This is a genomic window from Gordonia sp. AC31, assembly GCF_031844505.1.
Taxonomy (GTDB): Bacteria; Actinomycetota; Actinomycetes; order Mycobacteriales; family Mycobacteriaceae; genus Gordonia; species Gordonia hongkongensis.
Window position 1 is genome coordinate 211,300 of the sequence record NZ_JAUZVK010000004.1, and the last position, 15,030, is coordinate 226,329.

Annotated in this window: 15 protein-coding genes; 11 read left to right on the top strand and 4 right to left on the bottom strand. The window is 66.8% G+C overall.

The window, feature by feature from the left end; genetic code table 11:
• Nucleotides 1-456, top strand: a complete 456-nt coding sequence (locus Q9R39_RS06925; RefSeq protein WP_311277238.1) for an NAD(P)H-dependent oxidoreductase — start codon at nucleotides 1-3, stop codon at nucleotides 454-456.
• Between the two features lie 679 nt (nucleotides 457-1,135).
• Nucleotides 1,136-2,458 (top strand): HEPN domain-containing protein, encoded by a 1,323-nt coding sequence (locus tag Q9R39_RS06930; RefSeq protein ID WP_311277239.1) that lies wholly within the window; start codon nucleotides 1,136-1,138, stop codon nucleotides 2,456-2,458.
• Between the two features lie 31 nt (nucleotides 2,459-2,489).
• Here Q9R39_RS06930 and Q9R39_RS06935 read toward each other — a convergent pair whose 3' ends face one another.
• Nucleotides 2,490-2,918, bottom strand: a complete 429-nt coding sequence (locus Q9R39_RS06935; RefSeq protein WP_165630181.1) for a hypothetical protein — start codon at nucleotides 2,916-2,918, stop codon at nucleotides 2,490-2,492.
• A 367-nt stretch (nucleotides 2,919-3,285) separates the two neighbouring features.
• Between Q9R39_RS06935 and Q9R39_RS06940 the strand changes: the two genes are divergently transcribed.
• The 3 genes from Q9R39_RS06940 to nhaA all read left to right on the top strand — a co-directional run bounded on the left by Q9R39_RS06940 (nucleotide 3,286) and on the right by nhaA (nucleotide 6,427).
• The gene (locus tag Q9R39_RS06940) at nucleotides 3,286-3,429 is read left to right on the top strand and encodes a hypothetical protein (protein ID WP_165629182.1); all 144 of its coding nucleotides are present in this window, start codon (nucleotides 3,286-3,288) and stop codon (nucleotides 3,427-3,429) included.
• 150 nt (nucleotides 3,430-3,579) lie between these two features.
• Nucleotides 3,580-4,974: an HNH endonuclease gene (locus tag Q9R39_RS06945; protein ID WP_311277240.1), complete on the top strand. Its 1,395-nt coding sequence runs from the start codon at nucleotides 3,580-3,582 to the stop codon at nucleotides 4,972-4,974.
• Nucleotides 4,975-5,104: 130 nt separating this feature from the next.
• Nucleotides 5,105-6,427 carry a Na+/H+ antiporter NhaA gene (nhaA, locus tag Q9R39_RS06950; RefSeq protein WP_311277241.1) on the top strand — a complete coding sequence of 441 codons (1,323 nt, stop codon included), beginning with the start codon at nucleotides 5,105-5,107 and terminating at the stop codon, nucleotides 6,425-6,427.
• Here the strand turns inward: nhaA and Q9R39_RS06955 are convergent.
• The gene (locus Q9R39_RS06955; protein WP_311277242.1) at nucleotides 6,412-7,335 is read right to left on the bottom strand and encodes an NAD(P)H-binding protein; all 924 of its coding nucleotides are present in this window, start codon (nucleotides 7,333-7,335) and stop codon (nucleotides 6,412-6,414) included. The two genes, nhaA and Q9R39_RS06955, sit on opposite strands and share 16 nt — an antisense overlap.
• A 122-nt stretch (nucleotides 7,336-7,457) precedes the next feature.
• Between Q9R39_RS06955 and Q9R39_RS06960 the strand changes: the two genes are divergently transcribed.
• Nucleotides 7,458-8,462 carry an AraC family transcriptional regulator gene (locus Q9R39_RS06960; RefSeq protein WP_311277243.1) on the top strand — a complete coding sequence of 335 codons (1,005 nt, stop codon included), beginning with the start codon at nucleotides 7,458-7,460 and terminating at the stop codon, nucleotides 8,460-8,462.
• On the opposite strand, the gene Q9R39_RS06965 is transcribed toward Q9R39_RS06960, so the two are convergent.
• Nucleotides 8,463-8,837, bottom strand: a complete 375-nt coding sequence (locus Q9R39_RS06965) for an HNH endonuclease (protein ID WP_058250166.1) — start codon at nucleotides 8,835-8,837, stop codon at nucleotides 8,463-8,465.
• A gap of 165 nt (nucleotides 8,838-9,002) precedes the next feature.
• On the opposite strand from Q9R39_RS06965, the gene Q9R39_RS06970 reads away from it, so the two are divergent.
• From Q9R39_RS06970 to Q9R39_RS06985, 4 genes are all read left to right on the top strand, one after another.
• Entirely contained in the window at nucleotides 9,003-9,836 is an 834-nt protein-coding gene (locus tag Q9R39_RS06970; protein WP_311277244.1) for a thymidylate synthase, read from the top strand.
• A gap of 29 nt (nucleotides 9,837-9,865) precedes the next feature.
• Nucleotides 9,866-10,369: a dihydrofolate reductase gene (locus Q9R39_RS06975; RefSeq protein WP_311277271.1), complete on the top strand. Its 504-nt coding sequence runs from the start codon at nucleotides 9,866-9,868 to the stop codon at nucleotides 10,367-10,369.
• Nucleotides 10,369-11,598, top strand: a complete 1,230-nt coding sequence (locus Q9R39_RS06980; RefSeq protein ID WP_137808703.1) for a winged helix-turn-helix domain-containing protein — start codon at nucleotides 10,369-10,371, stop codon at nucleotides 11,596-11,598. The genes Q9R39_RS06975 and Q9R39_RS06980 overlap by 1 nt, the downstream gene beginning before the upstream one ends.
• A 62-nt stretch (nucleotides 11,599-11,660) precedes the next feature.
• The gene (locus Q9R39_RS06985; RefSeq protein ID WP_137808704.1) at nucleotides 11,661-12,440 is read left to right on the top strand and encodes an HAD-IIB family hydrolase; all 780 of its coding nucleotides are present in this window, start codon (nucleotides 11,661-11,663) and stop codon (nucleotides 12,438-12,440) included.
• On the opposite strand, the gene Q9R39_RS06990 is transcribed toward Q9R39_RS06985, so the two are convergent.
• Entirely contained in the window at nucleotides 12,437-14,095 is a 1,659-nt protein-coding gene (locus tag Q9R39_RS06990) for an alkaline phosphatase (RefSeq protein WP_137808705.1), read from the bottom strand. The genes Q9R39_RS06985 and Q9R39_RS06990 overlap by 4 nt on opposite strands.
• A gap of 144 nt (nucleotides 14,096-14,239) precedes the next feature.
• On the opposite strand from Q9R39_RS06990, the gene thyX reads away from it, so the two are divergent.
• Nucleotides 14,240-14,992, top strand: a complete 753-nt coding sequence (gene thyX / locus Q9R39_RS06995; protein WP_137808706.1) for an FAD-dependent thymidylate synthase — start codon at nucleotides 14,240-14,242, stop codon at nucleotides 14,990-14,992.
• The last annotated feature ends 38 nt before the right edge of the window (nucleotides 14,993-15,030 follow it).

Sequence of the window (15,030 nt, forward strand, 5' to 3'; positions counted from 1 at the left end):
ATGAGCCGGCTGCTCATCGTCCACCACACCCCGTCACCGGCATGCCAGGAGATGTTCGAGGCCGTCGTGTCCGGTGCGACCGACCCCGAGATCGAAGGCGTCGAGGTGATCCGACGCGCGGCGCTCGCCGTCACCGCCTCCGACTTCCTCGACGCCGACGGATACCTTCTCGGCACGCCCGCCAACCTCGGATACATCAGCGGCGCACTGAAACACGCCTTCGACGTCAGCTACTACCAGATCCTCGACTCGACTCAGGGTCGGCCGTTCGGGCTCTACCTGCACGGCAACCAGGGCACCGAAGGGGCTGTGCGAGCGGTCGATTCGATCACCGCCGGGCTCGGCTGGACCAAGGCTGCCGATCACGTCATCGTCTCCGGTTCGCCGAGCAAGGACGATCGCGAGGCGTGCTGGGAGTTGGGTGCGACGGTGGCAGCGGGGTTGATGGAGGGGTGACGCGCGGGGAGCGGCCATTGCTGCGCTTAGCGTGTCGATTACGAGCGTCTACATCACCCTCGGTAGTTTGACTGGCAGTTCACCGTTTACCGGGTGTCCGGTACGCGGCTGCGGGTCGAGCTGCTGTTCCACCACCAAAGAGGAGGACCCGCGGTGGTCCAGACAGTGGGAAGTGGGCGCAGGCCTAGGACAGACCCGCGATTCACGAACCACTCGCCTGATCTCTTTGGTATCGAAGCGGTGCGGGGGGCGGGGCGGTCGCCGGTCTCCGTCGACACATTGCCCTTGACGTCGGTCTTAGTCGGAGCTGGCGGCTCCCCGCGGGCCGCACCGACTTAGGCTGGGAGGTGACCCCCGGGGGCTCCGCCAAAGTGTATGGCACCGGTTCACTTTCGACGAAGTGGTTCGTCCGACCAAGCAGACCCCAAAACTCAAAGAACGGTTAAGGTCTTACCTAGCTGCGCCGATTGACCCCTCGGACTGGGCGCAGAATAAGGCCGAGAGTGAGTTCTGGCGGCAGGTAATCGATGAACGCGGTGAGCGTGGGCGTATGTCGTTCTAGGCGCGGGCAATCCGTAGGCGCAGGATTTTCACCTCGACACCGCGCCTGTCCTCCTCGACTTTGCCCACCAATTGCAAGCAGAGATTGACGGAGTCAAGAACCACTAGCGGCCGCTCCGTGGCGGACGCTCAGTCGGACGAATCATCGCCGAAGATGCTCGTCCTGTCAGGTCTGCTTAACTACGGTTACCGTGTGGAATCACTAGAGACAACGGGTGAGTTCTGGTCGTCCGGCAACGAAGCGAGACGTGTCCCAGGGACCCTGACATGGGAGTCAGGTGCGCGGGCTCGGCTCAAGCTGAAGCACCGCGTCATCGACGAGTTGAACGAACCAGCGGAAATCACCGAAACGGGGGAGTTGCGGATCAGCCACCGTGCTGACCCAGCAAGCATCGTCCAGGACGGCGTGCCGCGCGTGCTGCTCGGAGACACGGAGACCGGTCCCGTCACGGGTATCGACTCGTATCTGCAGCATCTCCCGAAAAATCTGTTCGACTTCGAGACGCCGCCACTGCAGCAGGTCTGGGACCCGTACACCTTGATCGTTGGGGCGCACTTGCCGACTGGCCACGCCGCGACGCTTGACGCCGTGCGCTTCACTCTCGACAGCCCGGGTTGGTGGGAGCAGCTACCCGACGCCGGGTCAGCGACGAGCGACGCGGGCGAGCTGCTGTGTGAACGCGGCGACGACGAGCTGGTGTGGTTGGAGTTCCGGCCATCGTTCACGCTCAGGCTGCGCTCAGCGGACCGCGCAGTCCGATCGGTGATGACGCTGATGAAGTTGGCCGTCGCTGTCGACCTCACACCGCTATACGTGCAGGTCCGCGAGACCGGACAGAGCGACTGGCTCGACGTAAAGACCCGAGACCAGGACCCTAGTAAGACTTCGTGGCCTAGCCCTCGTGACCTCCTTCCACCAACGTCTGTGACGCTGGAGCGCATCGCCGGGTGGCTCGCGATTGAGCAGACCATGGACGGACTCGCTGCCGCGGTCGCGAACCCCGTTGAGAAACAGGCCATGCAGGTGCAGGGCCTAGTGGCGTGCTCACTTATCGAGGGCATTCACAAGCGCATCGTCGGCGGAAAGAAGGCCTACATCGACCGCGTGCGTGATCTGCATGCGACAGCGCAGCGTATCGCCCCCGAGATTACAGAGCCGGTGGCGAAGTGGGACGAGGTCATCAGGAACGCTCGCAACGACCTGGCGCACCACAACACCGGACGCCCGTTCGAGGAGCAGGTCTACAACTGGATGATCGCTGAGTCGTCGGCAATCTGGGTGTTAAGGCTGTGCCTGCTCTCGCACGCTGGTTTTACCGACCAGGAGATTGCGGACGCGCTGAGCGACCACCAGCGCTACGAGTTCTACCGCGAGAACTTGAAGATGCACGTCAAGGAGCGTACCGACGAGCTAGCCGCGATCTCCTCTGGCGCGCCCTAGTCCAAACGCGCCCATGGGCCGTGGATGGGGCCTAGGACAGCAGGTTTCCGCCCGCGCCGCCGAGTGCGCCGATGGCGATCTGCGACGCCGCCCCGCCCAGCGCTAAGGCAACCTGACGGAATCGACTGCGCTGCTCTTCTGGCTGCGACTCGTCGTCGGCGGCGGCTTCCAGCGCGGAAATCAGGCGCTCCAACTGCGTCTGCGGTGAGGGCCACTGACCGGCAACCCGAAGCGCGTGACCAGTCGGCGGACCCATGATCGAGACGCCCCCGCCGTTGTCCTCTTCAACCTCGAAGAATGGTTCTCGACCGAGAGCGCGTACGGCGCGCTGGACCGTGTCAATATCTAACCCGCACGCCCTTGCGAGTTCGTTGGGCTGTGCAGGGTCACCAGTCTCATCGTAAATTCTGACCGCAGCGCGTAATACGGGCAGGTCTCGGTCGGTCCAGGTGTCAGTCATGTGCGTGAGTATGCCTCGCTGCTCTGACGTCTCGGGATGAACTCACCCGCCCGCCAGCCCTCAGCCTCGCTGCCGGGGTGTGACGGTGAATGTCCCCGGCACATTGCCAGACCTGATCGCCGCGGGGGCGTGGGCGCGCCCGTCCTCGTCGTCGCGGGGAGCTGCAGCGCGGCATCGACGTCGTCCTGGGTCGCGGTATCGTTCATCTGCGGGTGGTTCGCGAGGTAGGTGATCGCGGCCCAGCACGAGGCGACGAGGCGCGGCAGGTCTGCGGGCCGAGTGTCACCGGCGGCGGTCATCATCGCTTAGTCTTGGCGGCCCCCGGACGCCAAAGATGCCGCAGCAGAGCGGAGGTCGGCGGACCGCCGTGACGAAAGTAGGCCTCCTCGTATGGACCCGCGAAGGCGACGCCCGCCTGGTGAGCACCGGCGAACCGCTCAGCGGGCAGGCTCTCGTTCCCGACGCGTATTGGGAGCTGGGTGCGACGGTGGCGGCGGGGTTGATGTGGTGACTCGCGAGTGTTCCGCGGAACACTCGTGACCTCGGGTTGAGCCCCGAAGACTGTCGGTGCCAGGCGATACCTTGTTGCTGTACTTCTCGTTCGGTTCAGGGGGTTGGCATGGGGGTCAGTGCTTTTCGTTGCGGTGGGGATGTGTCGTCGATGTTCGATGGTGCGGATCCGGCGTCGTTGTCTGATGAGTTGCTCGAGGCGCGGGTGTTGGGGTATGCGGCTCAGATCACGGCGCTGACAGCGGACTTCCTTGACCTGGTGGCAGAACTGGATGAGCGGGAGTCGTGGCGGGGGCCGGGGATTCACTCGCTGGCGCACTGGTTGTCGTGGAAGGCCGGCATTGCACCGCGAACGGCGCATGAGCAGTTGAGGGTCGCCAAGGCGATACGAGCATTGCCGGTGATCCGCAGGGCCTTTGGCGAAGGCCGGTTGTCGTATTCGAAGGTCCGCGCCCTGACACGGGTGGCTACACCGGAGCGGGAGCAGGAGTTGGTGAATCTGGCGTTGTCGGCTACGGCGAGTCAGTTGGATCGGGCGGTGCGGGCGATGGCCCGGATCGACCGTAACCGTGGTGTCGAGGAGGAAAGCCGGCCACCGGTGGAGTCGTCGGGTCGGTGGAAGTGGAACGATGACGGGTCGTTGTCGGTGTCGTTGCGGTTGAGTCCGTTGGATGGGGCGCGGTTCCTTGCTGGGTCGGTGCGGGCGGAATACGAACGGACCCGGACATGCGATGACCCGGATCCGCCTATCGTCGAGAGTGTTCCGCGGAACACTGAATCCGGTTCAGAAGCACAGGATTCGGAGGTGGTTCCGTCGCGGCGTCGGGATCTGTGGCGGCAGGTGCCGTCGAATGTGGCGCCGGCGGTGGTGGCGATGGCAGACATGGTGCATGACGGGATGGCGATGCCCGATCTTGCGCCGGGTGCGGAGATCCTGATCCATGCTGGTGAGGGGGTGGAGTCGGCTCATCTCGATGACGGTCCGGCCCTGTCGGAGGTTGAGGTGGCCGAAGCTCGGTGTGGGGCGTCGACGCGGGAGGTGGTGAGCCGCGGGGTGCCCGGGCAACTCGGCAAGCTGGCGTTGTTGGGGGTGGGTCGTCGGAAGCGGGCGCCGAACAAGGCGTTGGTGCGGGCGTTGTTCGTGCGGGATCGGTGTTGTCAGGTGCCGGGGTGTGGGCGTACGCGTCATCTGCATGCCCATCATGTGGTGTTCTGGTCGGCGGGTGGGCGGACCGATCCGGACAATCTGATCTTGTTGTGTGGGTCGTGTCATCGGTCGTTGCATCGGGGCGAGTTCGCGATCACCGCGCATGGGTTGCAGCGGTTCAGCTTTCATCGGCCAGACGGGACGGAGATCGAGGTGGCGCCACCGACTTCGAGGCCGGGCGGGTGGCGACCCGATCAACGGATCGGGGTAGATGCGACGGTGCCGATCGGTGGGGGTCGGATGGATTTGGGTTACACCACCGAGGTGCTCTACGCGGTGTGGGAGTGGAAGGAACGCAACGCAACTCGCTCCGATCCCGCCGTGCAGAGGGCTGCATAGGTGCCTAGCTGTTAGACTGACACGCGGTGTGCCGGGAAGTCTGGTCGGCTGCGCGTTGACGGTGAGCCCTGCACGAGGGGGCGGCCACGACGCGTACGTAGCCCAACAGACGAAGGACTCCGTACGCACCATGACTGACACCGACTCACGTCGGGCCACCCCGACGCTCTTCTCGCGCGGCTCCTGGCCCGAAGCTTCCCGCATCGCCGACATCTTCCGGCGCGAAACCATCGGCGGCATGCTGCTGCTCGTCGCCGCGGTCGTAGCTCTTGTATGGGCCAACTCGCCATGGTCGGCCGCCTACTTCGGCCTCGGCGACATCCACGTGGGGTCCGACGCGCCCGGTCTGCACCTCGATCTCTCCCTGGCCACCTGGGCGGCGGATGGTCTGCTCGCCATCTTCTTCTTCGTCGTCGGTCTGGAGCTGAAACGCGAGTTCGTCGCCGGCGACCTCCGCGACCCCGCGCGGGCCGCGCTGCCCATCGCCGCGGCGGTCGGTGGAATGGCTGTTCCCGCACTCATCTTCGTCGCAATCACCATGCGGGCGGGGGATGGAGCCGTGCAGGGCTGGGCCATTCCCACCGCCACCGACATCGCGTTCGCGGTCGCCGTGCTGGCCGTGCTCTCCACGCACCTGCCCGTCGCGCTGCGCACCTTCCTGCTCACCCTGGCCGTCGTGGACGACCTGCTGGCCATCACGGTGATCGCGGTGTTCTACACCGACTCCATCAACGGCACCGCGCTGGCCCTGGCCCTGATCCCACTCGCAGCGTTCGCCGTTCTCGTGCAGCGGCGGATCACCGCGTGGTGGCTCCTGCTCCCGCTGGCGGCCCTCACGTGGGCATTCGTCCACGAGTCCGGCGTTCACGCCACCGTCGCCGGCGTCGTCCTCGGCTTCACGGTCCCGGTGCTCCGGCGGGTCGGGAGCGATGAGACGGATACCCGGCATTGCCTGGCAGAGCATTTCGAACACCGTGTCCGGCCCATCTCGGCCGGCTTCGCCATCCCGGTGTTCGCCTTCTTCGCCGCCGGCGTCACGATCGGCGGTCTCAGCGGACTCCGCGAGGCGCTCACGAATCCCGTTGCGCTGGGCATCATCTTCGGTCTGGTGGTCGGCAAGACGGTGGGCATCGTCGGTACCACCGCACTTCTGGCCAGGTTCACGCGCGCCACCCTCGATGCGAGCATCCGATGGATCGACATCACCGGTGTCGCGATGCTCGCCGGCATCGGTTTCACCGTGTCCCTGCTCATCGGCGACCTGGCGTACGACCCGGAATCCGACCGCGCGGAGTACGTCAAGATCGGTGTCCTGGTCGGTTCGCTGACGGCCGCCTCGGCCTCGGCGGTGATCCTGCGGATGCGCAACCGGCATTACCGCCGGGTCGCCGACGAAGAGTCCCGGGACGACGATCACGACGGCATCCCGGATGTCTATCAGCGGGAGAGGTGATCGGTGGGACTTGAAATCGTCGCCATCGCGGCTGCCGCCAGGCCGGTGGCGTAGTCGTCGATCGTTGTCGGCCCGGTGAGCACCGTGGTGCCCGGACGTCGGCCGACGACCCGGCCGTCGTTGATGGCCCGTGTCATGCCCACATGATGGCGTGCGACATCGGGACTGAATCCGGCCTCGTCGACGAGCGTCGCGACCATGTCGTCGTCGGACAAGCACTCATACCGCAGCTCCGGAATTCCAAAGGCACGTCCCAGCGCGGCCGTCACGGTGGCCTGGTCGACGTTCACCGGACCCAGGAACTCCCGGCTCAGATGTCCACCGCCCCAGCCTGTTCCGACCAGCGCATCCACCGCTGCCGCGGCGATGTCCCGCGTGGCGACCATCGGAACGGCGACATGCGGATCCAGCGAGTCCGCGACGATGCCCGCATTCTGCATCAGCGGGAGGTAGGAGCGGGCGTTGTCGTAGAACCAGCCGGCACGCAGAGCGAGCACCTCGACGCCGGACAACTCCGCCAGCCGCTGCTCCAGGATGTGCAGACCGACCAGAAATCCGGTGCCGGAGCTGATCTCGGCGCCGACGCTGCTGAGCGCGACCACACGCGGCACACCCGACTCGCGGAGGGCGCGGACGATCGCGTCGGTCATCGTCCGCTGCGAGGTGAGGTGGTCGGCGGCGGTGTGATCCACGGGTTGCATCGCGAACACCGCGTCCGAGTCGCGCATGGCGGTGGCGAGCGCGGACTGGTCGGTGGTGTCGGCTACCGCGGTGTCGGCACCGAGCCTAGCGAGGGCGTCGAGCCGCTCAGAAGAACGCCCAACCGCCCGAACCCGGTGTCCGGCATCGAGCAGGCGGGTGGTGACCTGTGCGCCGACGGTGCCCGTCGCCCCGAGAACTGTGTACATGAGGACCTCCTGAATCGTTCGATGTCGTATGTCCAGAGTGAAGCGAGGTTGCCGGACGACACAGCGCACATAGTCCGCGATGCATGCTCAATCGTCCGAGAACGGCAGACGATCGGATCACGATGACCGATCATGGACGGGTGCGCAGACCCGACGACAGTCGCCCGGACCCGTTCCACAGCCCCGACCCGCTCGGGGAGGCCCTGCACTTCTTCCGGTTGAACGGCGCCTTCTACTGCCGGTCGGAGCTCACCGAGCCCTGGGCGCTGACCATGCCGGTCTGGGAGGACTGTCTGTGCGTGCACCTCGTCGTGTCGGGGGCGCTGCGGTTGTCCGCGCCGGACGGAGAGTCGCTGCGATTCGCGCCGGGAGATCTCGTCGTCGTGCCGCACGGCCGATCGCACGTCGTCCGCGGCGACGGCGAGGCGATGTTCGCCCCGGTCGTCACCGATCTGCCGCACGACTACCTGAGCGATCGGTATGCCATCCTGCGACATGGCGGCGACGGGCCCGAACGCTCGGTCCTGATCTGTGCCGTCGTCCGTTTCGACCATCCCTCGGCACGGTCGCTGACGTCGATGCTGCCGCCGATCCTCGCCATCCGCGCCAATGATCCCCGTGCGGGTGCGAGCAACTCGTGGCTGCGGGACCTCATGCGCATCGTGATCGACGAGGCCGGCGAACTCCGGCCCGGCGGGGAGGCGGTCATCACCCGGTTGTCCGACATCATCGTCATCCACGCCATCCGATCGTGGTTGCAGGACGCGGAGGGAACCCGCACCGGATGGCTGGGAGCCCTTGCCGATCCACAACTCGGGCGTGCGGTCGCCGCGGTCCATCGCGATCCGGCGGGGGAGTGGAGCGTCGAACGACTGGCCCGCGAGTGCGCGATGTCGCGGTCGACGTTCGCGGCCCGGTTCACCGCCGTCGTCGGCGAGCCGGCGATGCAGTACGTCACCCGGTGGCGGATGTATGTGGCGGCGGATCGTCTCCGTGACCCGGACGCATCCGTAGCGTCGGTGGCGGGCGCACTCGGCTACTCCTCCGAAGCGGCGTTCAGCCGGGCGTTCAAGCGGGTCAACGGGTCCTCACCCGGACGAGTACGACGCGCGGCGCGAGCCGGCTGATCACTCGTCCTGGCCGGCGGCCGGGTCGACGGCGGCGGCGAGCGCGCGGCTCACCTCGAATTGCCGGACCAGGAACGCCTTCTCGTCCAGCTTCTTACGCCGCATCCACGTCGTGACCTCGGAATTGCACTTGCTCGCATTGCACGAACCGCAGCACGGCACGACGTTGGCGACGGTGTACCGGCCGCCGCGGGAGATGGCCAGCATGCAGTCACGCTGGAGGGCGACGCCCACCGCGCCGCAATACGCGCACCCACCCCAGGCCTCCTGCAGCGCGAGCCACTGGGCGTCGGTGAGGTCGTTGTCGCGGGCGGCGACACGCTTGCGACGACGCTTCGCGTACCGATTGGCGCGGGTGGTGCTGCGGGTGGCCACGGGAGGAGCCTACCGCTCGGATCACACGAGTCACAGTAGTCACAACTTGGTGTCACCATGGCTCCGTCTTAACCAACACAGCTCCTTACCTGCTCAGCTGGGAAAAGGAGGGGCGCCCGGTGGGTCTGAGCTGCGAGTAATCGGCCAGGCCCTAGACTGTTCGCCGTGAGCACGGCTACCCGCGACATCTCATCGGCCGGGACCATCCCGACACCGTACGAGGACCTGCTGACCCTCGTCATGGAGACCGGGACACCGAAGGCCGACCGCACCGGCACCGGGACGCGCAGCCTCTTCGGCAGGCAATTGCGCTACGACCTCGCCGAGGGTTTTCCGCTGATCACCACCAAGAAGGTGCATCTGAAGTCGATCGTCTACGAGTTGCTGTGGTTCCTGCGCGGCGACTCCAACGTCCGATGGCTGCAGGAGCGCGGGGTCTCGATCTGGGACGAGTGGGCCGACGAGAACGGTGAACTCGGACCCGTCTACGGCGTGCAATGGCGGAGCTGGCCGACACCGTCCGGCGAGCACATCGACCAGATCGCGGCCGCCCTCGACCTGCTCAAGACCAACCCCGATTCGCGCCGGAACATCGTGTCCGCATGGAACGTGGGGGAGATCCCGCAGATGGCACTGCCGCCCTGCCACGCGTTCTTCCAGTTCTACGTCGCCGACGGCAAGCTGTCGTGCCAGCTGTACCAGCGCAGCGCCGACCTGTTCCTGGGAGTACCGTTCAACATCGCGTCGTATGCGCTGCTGACGCACATGATGGCCCAGCAGGCGGGCCTCGAGGTCGGCGAGTTCGTGTGGACCGGCGGCGACTGCCACATCTACGACAACCACGTCGAGCAGGTGACGTTGCAACTGTCACGCGACCCGTATCCGTACCCGAAACTCGAACTGCGCAAGCGGGATTCGATCTTCGACTACGAATTTTCCGACATCGAGATCGTGGATTACACATCCCACGCCGCTATTAAGGCGCCGGTGGCAGTGTGAAGGGCGAATCGCCACGCCTTCCGACATGTATTCGGTTGGTGTGGGCGCAGGGCAATGGGGCTGCCATCGACAAAGCTGCGATAGGTCGGGACAACACTATTCCGTGGCGGGTCCCCGAGGACATGGCGAGATTCAAGAAGCTGACACTTGGGCACCCGGTCATCATGGGTCGCAAGACTTGGGACTCGTTGCCGGAGAAGTTCCGGCCGCTGTCCGGACGCACCAATATCGTTGTTACGCGAAATCGCGACTGGTCCGTAGATGGCGCCCTTGTGGCACCAACCATCGAGGAAGCCCTGCGGCTTGCCGACGACGACACGGTCAGTGTCATCGGTGGCGGTGAGATTTACCGAGCCGCAATGCGGTTCGCGACAGAGCTGTGTGTCACCGAGATTGACGTCGACGTTCCAGGGGCCGACGCATTCGCCCCGAAGGTGGAGCCGGAGTGGACGGTCGCCAGGAAGGGTGAGCCACAGATCTCCTCGACCGGCCTTAGCTACCGTTTCATCGACTACGTCCGTGAGCGAGGCTGATGGCGCCGGATCGTCTCTCGATCGCACAGGCGCGTCGAATCGCGCTCGCCGCACAGGGTTTCACCGACCGTCGGCCCGCCGCCGCGCCCACCATGGCACACCTGAAGCGCGTCGTCGGCCGGACGCGGCTGCTGCAGATGGACTCGGTCAACATCGCCGCGCGTGCGCACTTCATGCCGCTGTTCTCTCGCCTGGGTGCCTACGATCCCGACCTGTTGCACCGCGCCGCGTGGCAGCCCGGGCGCGGTCGGCGGCTACTCGTCGAGTACTGGGCCCACGAAGCGGCGCTGATCCCGGTACCCGACTGGCCCCTCTTCCGATGGCGGATGGACGACTTCGCCGACGGTCGGTATCGGCACACGCGAGACGTGATGCGTCGCAACCGTTCTCTGGTCGGCGACATCCGGGCCGTGATCGAGGCGGTCGGCGCGACCACGCCCCGTGCCATCGAAGCGGAACTGGGCATCGAACGTGAACCCGGTGCAGCCGGGAGCTGGTGGCAGCGCGGTGAGGTCAAGCACCTGTGCGAGGCCATGTTCGCCGCCGGTGACCTGTCGGCGGTCCGCAACGGGAACTTCGTGCGGCACTACGACCTCACCGAACGGATCGTCGGCGCGGACATCGTCGCGCTGCGACCCGACCGTGGGCAGGCGCACCGTGAACTCGTCAGCCGTGCCGCCCAGGCGCTCGGTGTCGCCACCGTGGCCGATCTGGCCGACTACTACCGGCTCCGGCCGGCCGACGCGCGGCCGGCGGTCGCCGAACTCGTCGAGGACGGTGGGCTGCAGGAGATCTCCGTGGACGGCTGGCGCGACCCGGCCTACCTGGCCGCCGGCGCAGTGATTCCGCGGCGCGTCGACGCCTCGGCGATCCTGTCGCCGTTCGACCCGCTCGTGTTCTTCCGCCCCCGCGCCGAACGACTCTTCGACTTCCACTACCGCATCGAGATCTATGTGCCCGAACACAAACGCGTGCACGGCTATTACGTGCTGCCGTATCTGCTGGGCACCGACATCGCCGCGCGCGTGGACCTGAAGGCCGACCGCAAGAACCGCACCCTGCAGGTGCTCGGGGCCTACTGCGAGCCGGGTCGTTCCCGAGGCCTCGTCGCCGAACGGCTGTCCGCGGATCTGCGGAGCTTCGCCGGCTGGCAGGACCTCGACGATGTCGTCGTGTCGGGACGCGGCGACCTGGCGCCCGACCTGCAACGGGTGCTGCACGTCGCGTGACTCACCCCGAGTGATGCGATGCTGAGGATCGAAAGTTCACGACAGCGATGGGAGACGAAGCGATGACCGTGTCGTATGAGGGCAACGACTACCGATTGGTGATGTTCGATCTCGACGACACCCTGGCCCCGTCGAAGAGCCCGCTCGACGACCAGATGGTCGATCTGTTGCGGCGGATGCTCGACGTGAGCCTGGGCTGCATCATCTCCGGCGGCAACTTCACCCAGTTCGAGAAGCAGGTTCTCGCGCGGCTCGGCAACTTCGACAGCGTCGCCAACCTCCACCTCATGCCGACGTGCGGAACGCAGTACGTGCGGTGGTCCGGGAACGACTGGGAGACGGTCTACGCGGAGTTCCTCACCGACGACGAGAAGCAGCGCACGCTCGACGTGCTCGAGACCGGCGCCAAAGAACTGGGTCTGTGGGAGAGCGAGACGTGGGGTGACATCCTCGAGGACCGCGGCAGCCAGATCACCTTCAGCGCGCTGGGGCAGAAGGCGCCCGTCGACGCGAAGGCGGCCTGGGACCCCGACGGAGCGAAGAAAGAGTCCCTGCGTGCCTACGCCGCCGAGCGACTTCCCGACCTCGAGGTGCGCAGCGGCGGGTCGACGTCGGTGGACGTCACCAAGAAGGGCATCGACAAAGCTTACGGCGCACTGAAGTTGATGGACATCCTCGGCCTCAGCACCAGCGACATCCTGTTCTTCGGCGACCGGCTCGACGAGGGCGGCAACGACTACCCGGTCAAGGCTCTGGGCATCACGTCTATCGCCGTCCACGGCTGGCCCGACACGCACGCGAAGCTGTCGGCGCTGCTGGATCAGGTCGAGACGGGCAGCTAGTCGACCGGCCCGCCCGCCGATACGACCCGCTGGGTGCCGTTCGCGACCCGGTAAGACCTCGCGTAATACTGGCCGGAGCGCGGATTCGTCTTGTCGTGCACGAAGTACCAGTCCATCTGCGTCGCCGCCGGCGTCACGGTCAGGACCGAATACCCGTGCGCGTCGAACTCGCTCCAGCGCACGTGGTGGTTCGTGGCCGCGAAGGCCGAGGACACCGCGACCCCGGCGGTGTTGGCGGGCACGTTCAGCATGTCGTCGATGTTGGTCGACGTGATCGACGTGCCGACCAATTCCGTTGCGACACTCCCGCCGCCGGGATAGTTCGCCGGGTCGGCCGGGATGTCGCACGCCCACGACGAGTGGATGTCACCGGTGATGAAGACGACGTTGTCGACGCGGTTGCGGCGCAGTGATTCGAGGAGACGTCGACGATCGGCGGCGTAACCGTCCCACTGGTCGGCGTTGTACGGGATGCCCTCCCGCGGGATGCCGAGCAGTGCGGTGACCGCGCCGGTTGTCTGCGGGTCCAGCGGGGGGATCAGCACCGGGGCGATCATCACCGGGTTGCCGACGATCTTCCAGCGGGTCTCCGACGACGTGAGTCCGTTGGTCAGCCACGACATCTGAGACCGGCCGAGGATCGAGCGGGCGGGATCGTCGATGGCCGCCGACCGGGCGCTGACCTGCAGGTCGCGGTAGGAGCGCAGATCCAGCATGGACAATTCGAGCAGACGGCCGAAGCGGAGCCTGCGGAACAGGTGCCGGCCCGCGGTGTCGACGGCGGGGCGGATCGGCATCCACTCGGCGTACGCGCGCAGTGCGGCGGTGCGCCGCGCGGCCCAGGAGCCCTCGCCCGCCTGATGGTTCTCCGCCCCGCCCGACCACGAGTCGTTCGACGACTCGTGGTCGTCCCAGATGCAGATGAACGGCAGGTCCCGGTGCAGCCGGGCGAGATCGGGGTCGGTCTTGTACTGCGCGTGGCGTGTCCGGTAGTCGCGCAGGGTGATGATTTCGTGGCGGGGGTCGTGCGGCCGGACGGTTCCGGTCTTGCCGGTGTACCGCCCGGTCTCGTACTCGTAGAAATAGTCGCCCAGGTGGACCACCGCGTCGAGTGCCGGCTGCGCGGCCAGATGCCGGTAGGCGGCGAAGTATCCGGCCTCCCAGTTGGCACACGACACGACGCCGAATCGGATCTTCGCGACATCGGCACCGGTCGCGGGGGCGGTGCACGTGCGACCGACGGGCGACACCGCGCCGGTCGCGGGTCCGGACAGCACCGCGAAGCGGTAGTGGTACCAGGTGCGCGGCGTCAGACCCGACGCGTCGATCTTCACGGTGTGGTCGGAGTCGGCGGACGTCCGCACCTCGCCCGCGGCCACGACGGCGCCGAAGCCGGGGTCCCGGGCGATCTCCCAGCGGACGAGGCTCGCCGGCCCCAGGCCGGAGCCGGGTGTCGCAGCCGGGGTCGGGGTGATGCGGGTCCAGAGGACGACGGCGTCGGGGAGCGGGTCGCCGGACGCGACGCCGTGGCGGAACACCGCCGCCGACGGGGGCCCGGGCGACCGCGGCGTGCCCTGGGCGACGACGGCGGGGGAGGCGAGCGCCGCACCGGTCACGACCGCGCCCGTGCGCAGGAAGTCGCGTCGCGTCGTCATCGCATCCACCCCCGGGTACTCGCCCACGCCTGCAGGGACTCTACCGCGGGCGGAGCCCGACGGTGCGGTACTCACGTGGTGGGGGAGAATCGGATACCGCGCGGCACGCGGACGTGTGGCCGCGACGGACGACAGGAGACATGCGTGTCCGAATTGGTGCCGCTGAAGGTGCAGATGGTGGCGATGACCCAGTTCACCCCGCCGGGAGACGTGCCGTGGAGCACCGACGCCGAGGGCGGTGAGGCGTTGGTCGAGTTCGCCGGCCGGGCGTGCTACCAGAGCTGGGACAAGCCGAACCCGCGTACCGCCACCAATGCCGGCTACCTGCGGCACATCCTCGAGGTCGGGCACCTGTCGCTGCTCGAACACGCATCGGTGACGTTCTACATCAGTGGCATCTCCCGCTCGTGCACCCACGAACTGATCCGGCACCGCCACTTCTCGTACTCGCAACTGTCCCAGCGGTTCGTGCCCGAGCACGACTCCAACGTGGTGGCGCCGCCGGCGATCGTGGGCGACCCGGAACTCGAGGACCTGTTCGCCGCCGCGACCGACGCGAGCCGGGCGGCCTACACCGAGCTCCTCGCGGCGCTGGAGGCGAAGTTCGCCGACGTCCCCAACGCCATCCTGCGTCGGAAACAGGCACGTCAGGCTGCTCGTTCCGTGCTGCCGAACGCCACCGAGACGAAGATCGTCGTCACCGGCAACCATCGCGCCTGGCGGCACTTCGTCGGCATGCGCGCCACCGAGCACGCCGACGTCGAGATCCGCCAGCTCGCGGTCGAATGTCTGCGCCAGCTGATGCGGGTGGCGCCCACCGTGTTCGGCGATTTCGAGATCGGCACCCTGGCCGACGGGACCGAGGTCGCCACCTCACCATTCGTGCTGGAAGGGTGAGGATCGTCACCAACAGGGAGGCGGTAGCCTTGAGCACC

Coding starts and splice junctions, on each gene's coding strand:
- Q9R39_RS06945 (WP_311277240.1), top strand. CDS start 3,580: ATGTTCGATGGTGCGGATCCGGCGTCGTTGTCTGATGAGTTGCTCGAG.
- Q9R39_RS06960 (WP_311277243.1), top strand. CDS start 7,458: ATGACCGATCATGGACGGGTGCGCAGACCCGACGACAGTCGCCCGGAC.
- nhaA (WP_311277241.1), top strand. CDS start 5,105: ATGACTGACACCGACTCACGTCGGGCCACCCCGACGCTCTTCTCGCGC.
- Q9R39_RS06980 (WP_137808703.1), top strand. CDS start 10,369: ATGGCGCCGGATCGTCTCTCGATCGCACAGGCGCGTCGAATCGCGCTC.
- Q9R39_RS06955 (WP_311277242.1), bottom strand. CDS start 7,335: ATGTACACAGTTCTCGGGGCGACGGGCACCGTCGGCGCACAGGTCACC.
- Q9R39_RS06925 (WP_311277238.1), top strand. CDS start 1: ATGAGCCGGCTGCTCATCGTCCACCACACCCCGTCACCGGCATGCCAG.
- Q9R39_RS06990 (WP_137808705.1), bottom strand. CDS start 14,095: ATGACGACGCGACGCGACTTCCTGCGCACGGGCGCGGTCGTGACCGGT.
- Q9R39_RS06935 (WP_165630181.1), bottom strand. CDS start 2,918: ATGACTGACACCTGGACCGACCGAGACCTGCCCGTATTACGCGCTGCG.
- Q9R39_RS06985 (WP_137808704.1), top strand. CDS start 11,661: ATGACCGTGTCGTATGAGGGCAACGACTACCGATTGGTGATGTTCGAT.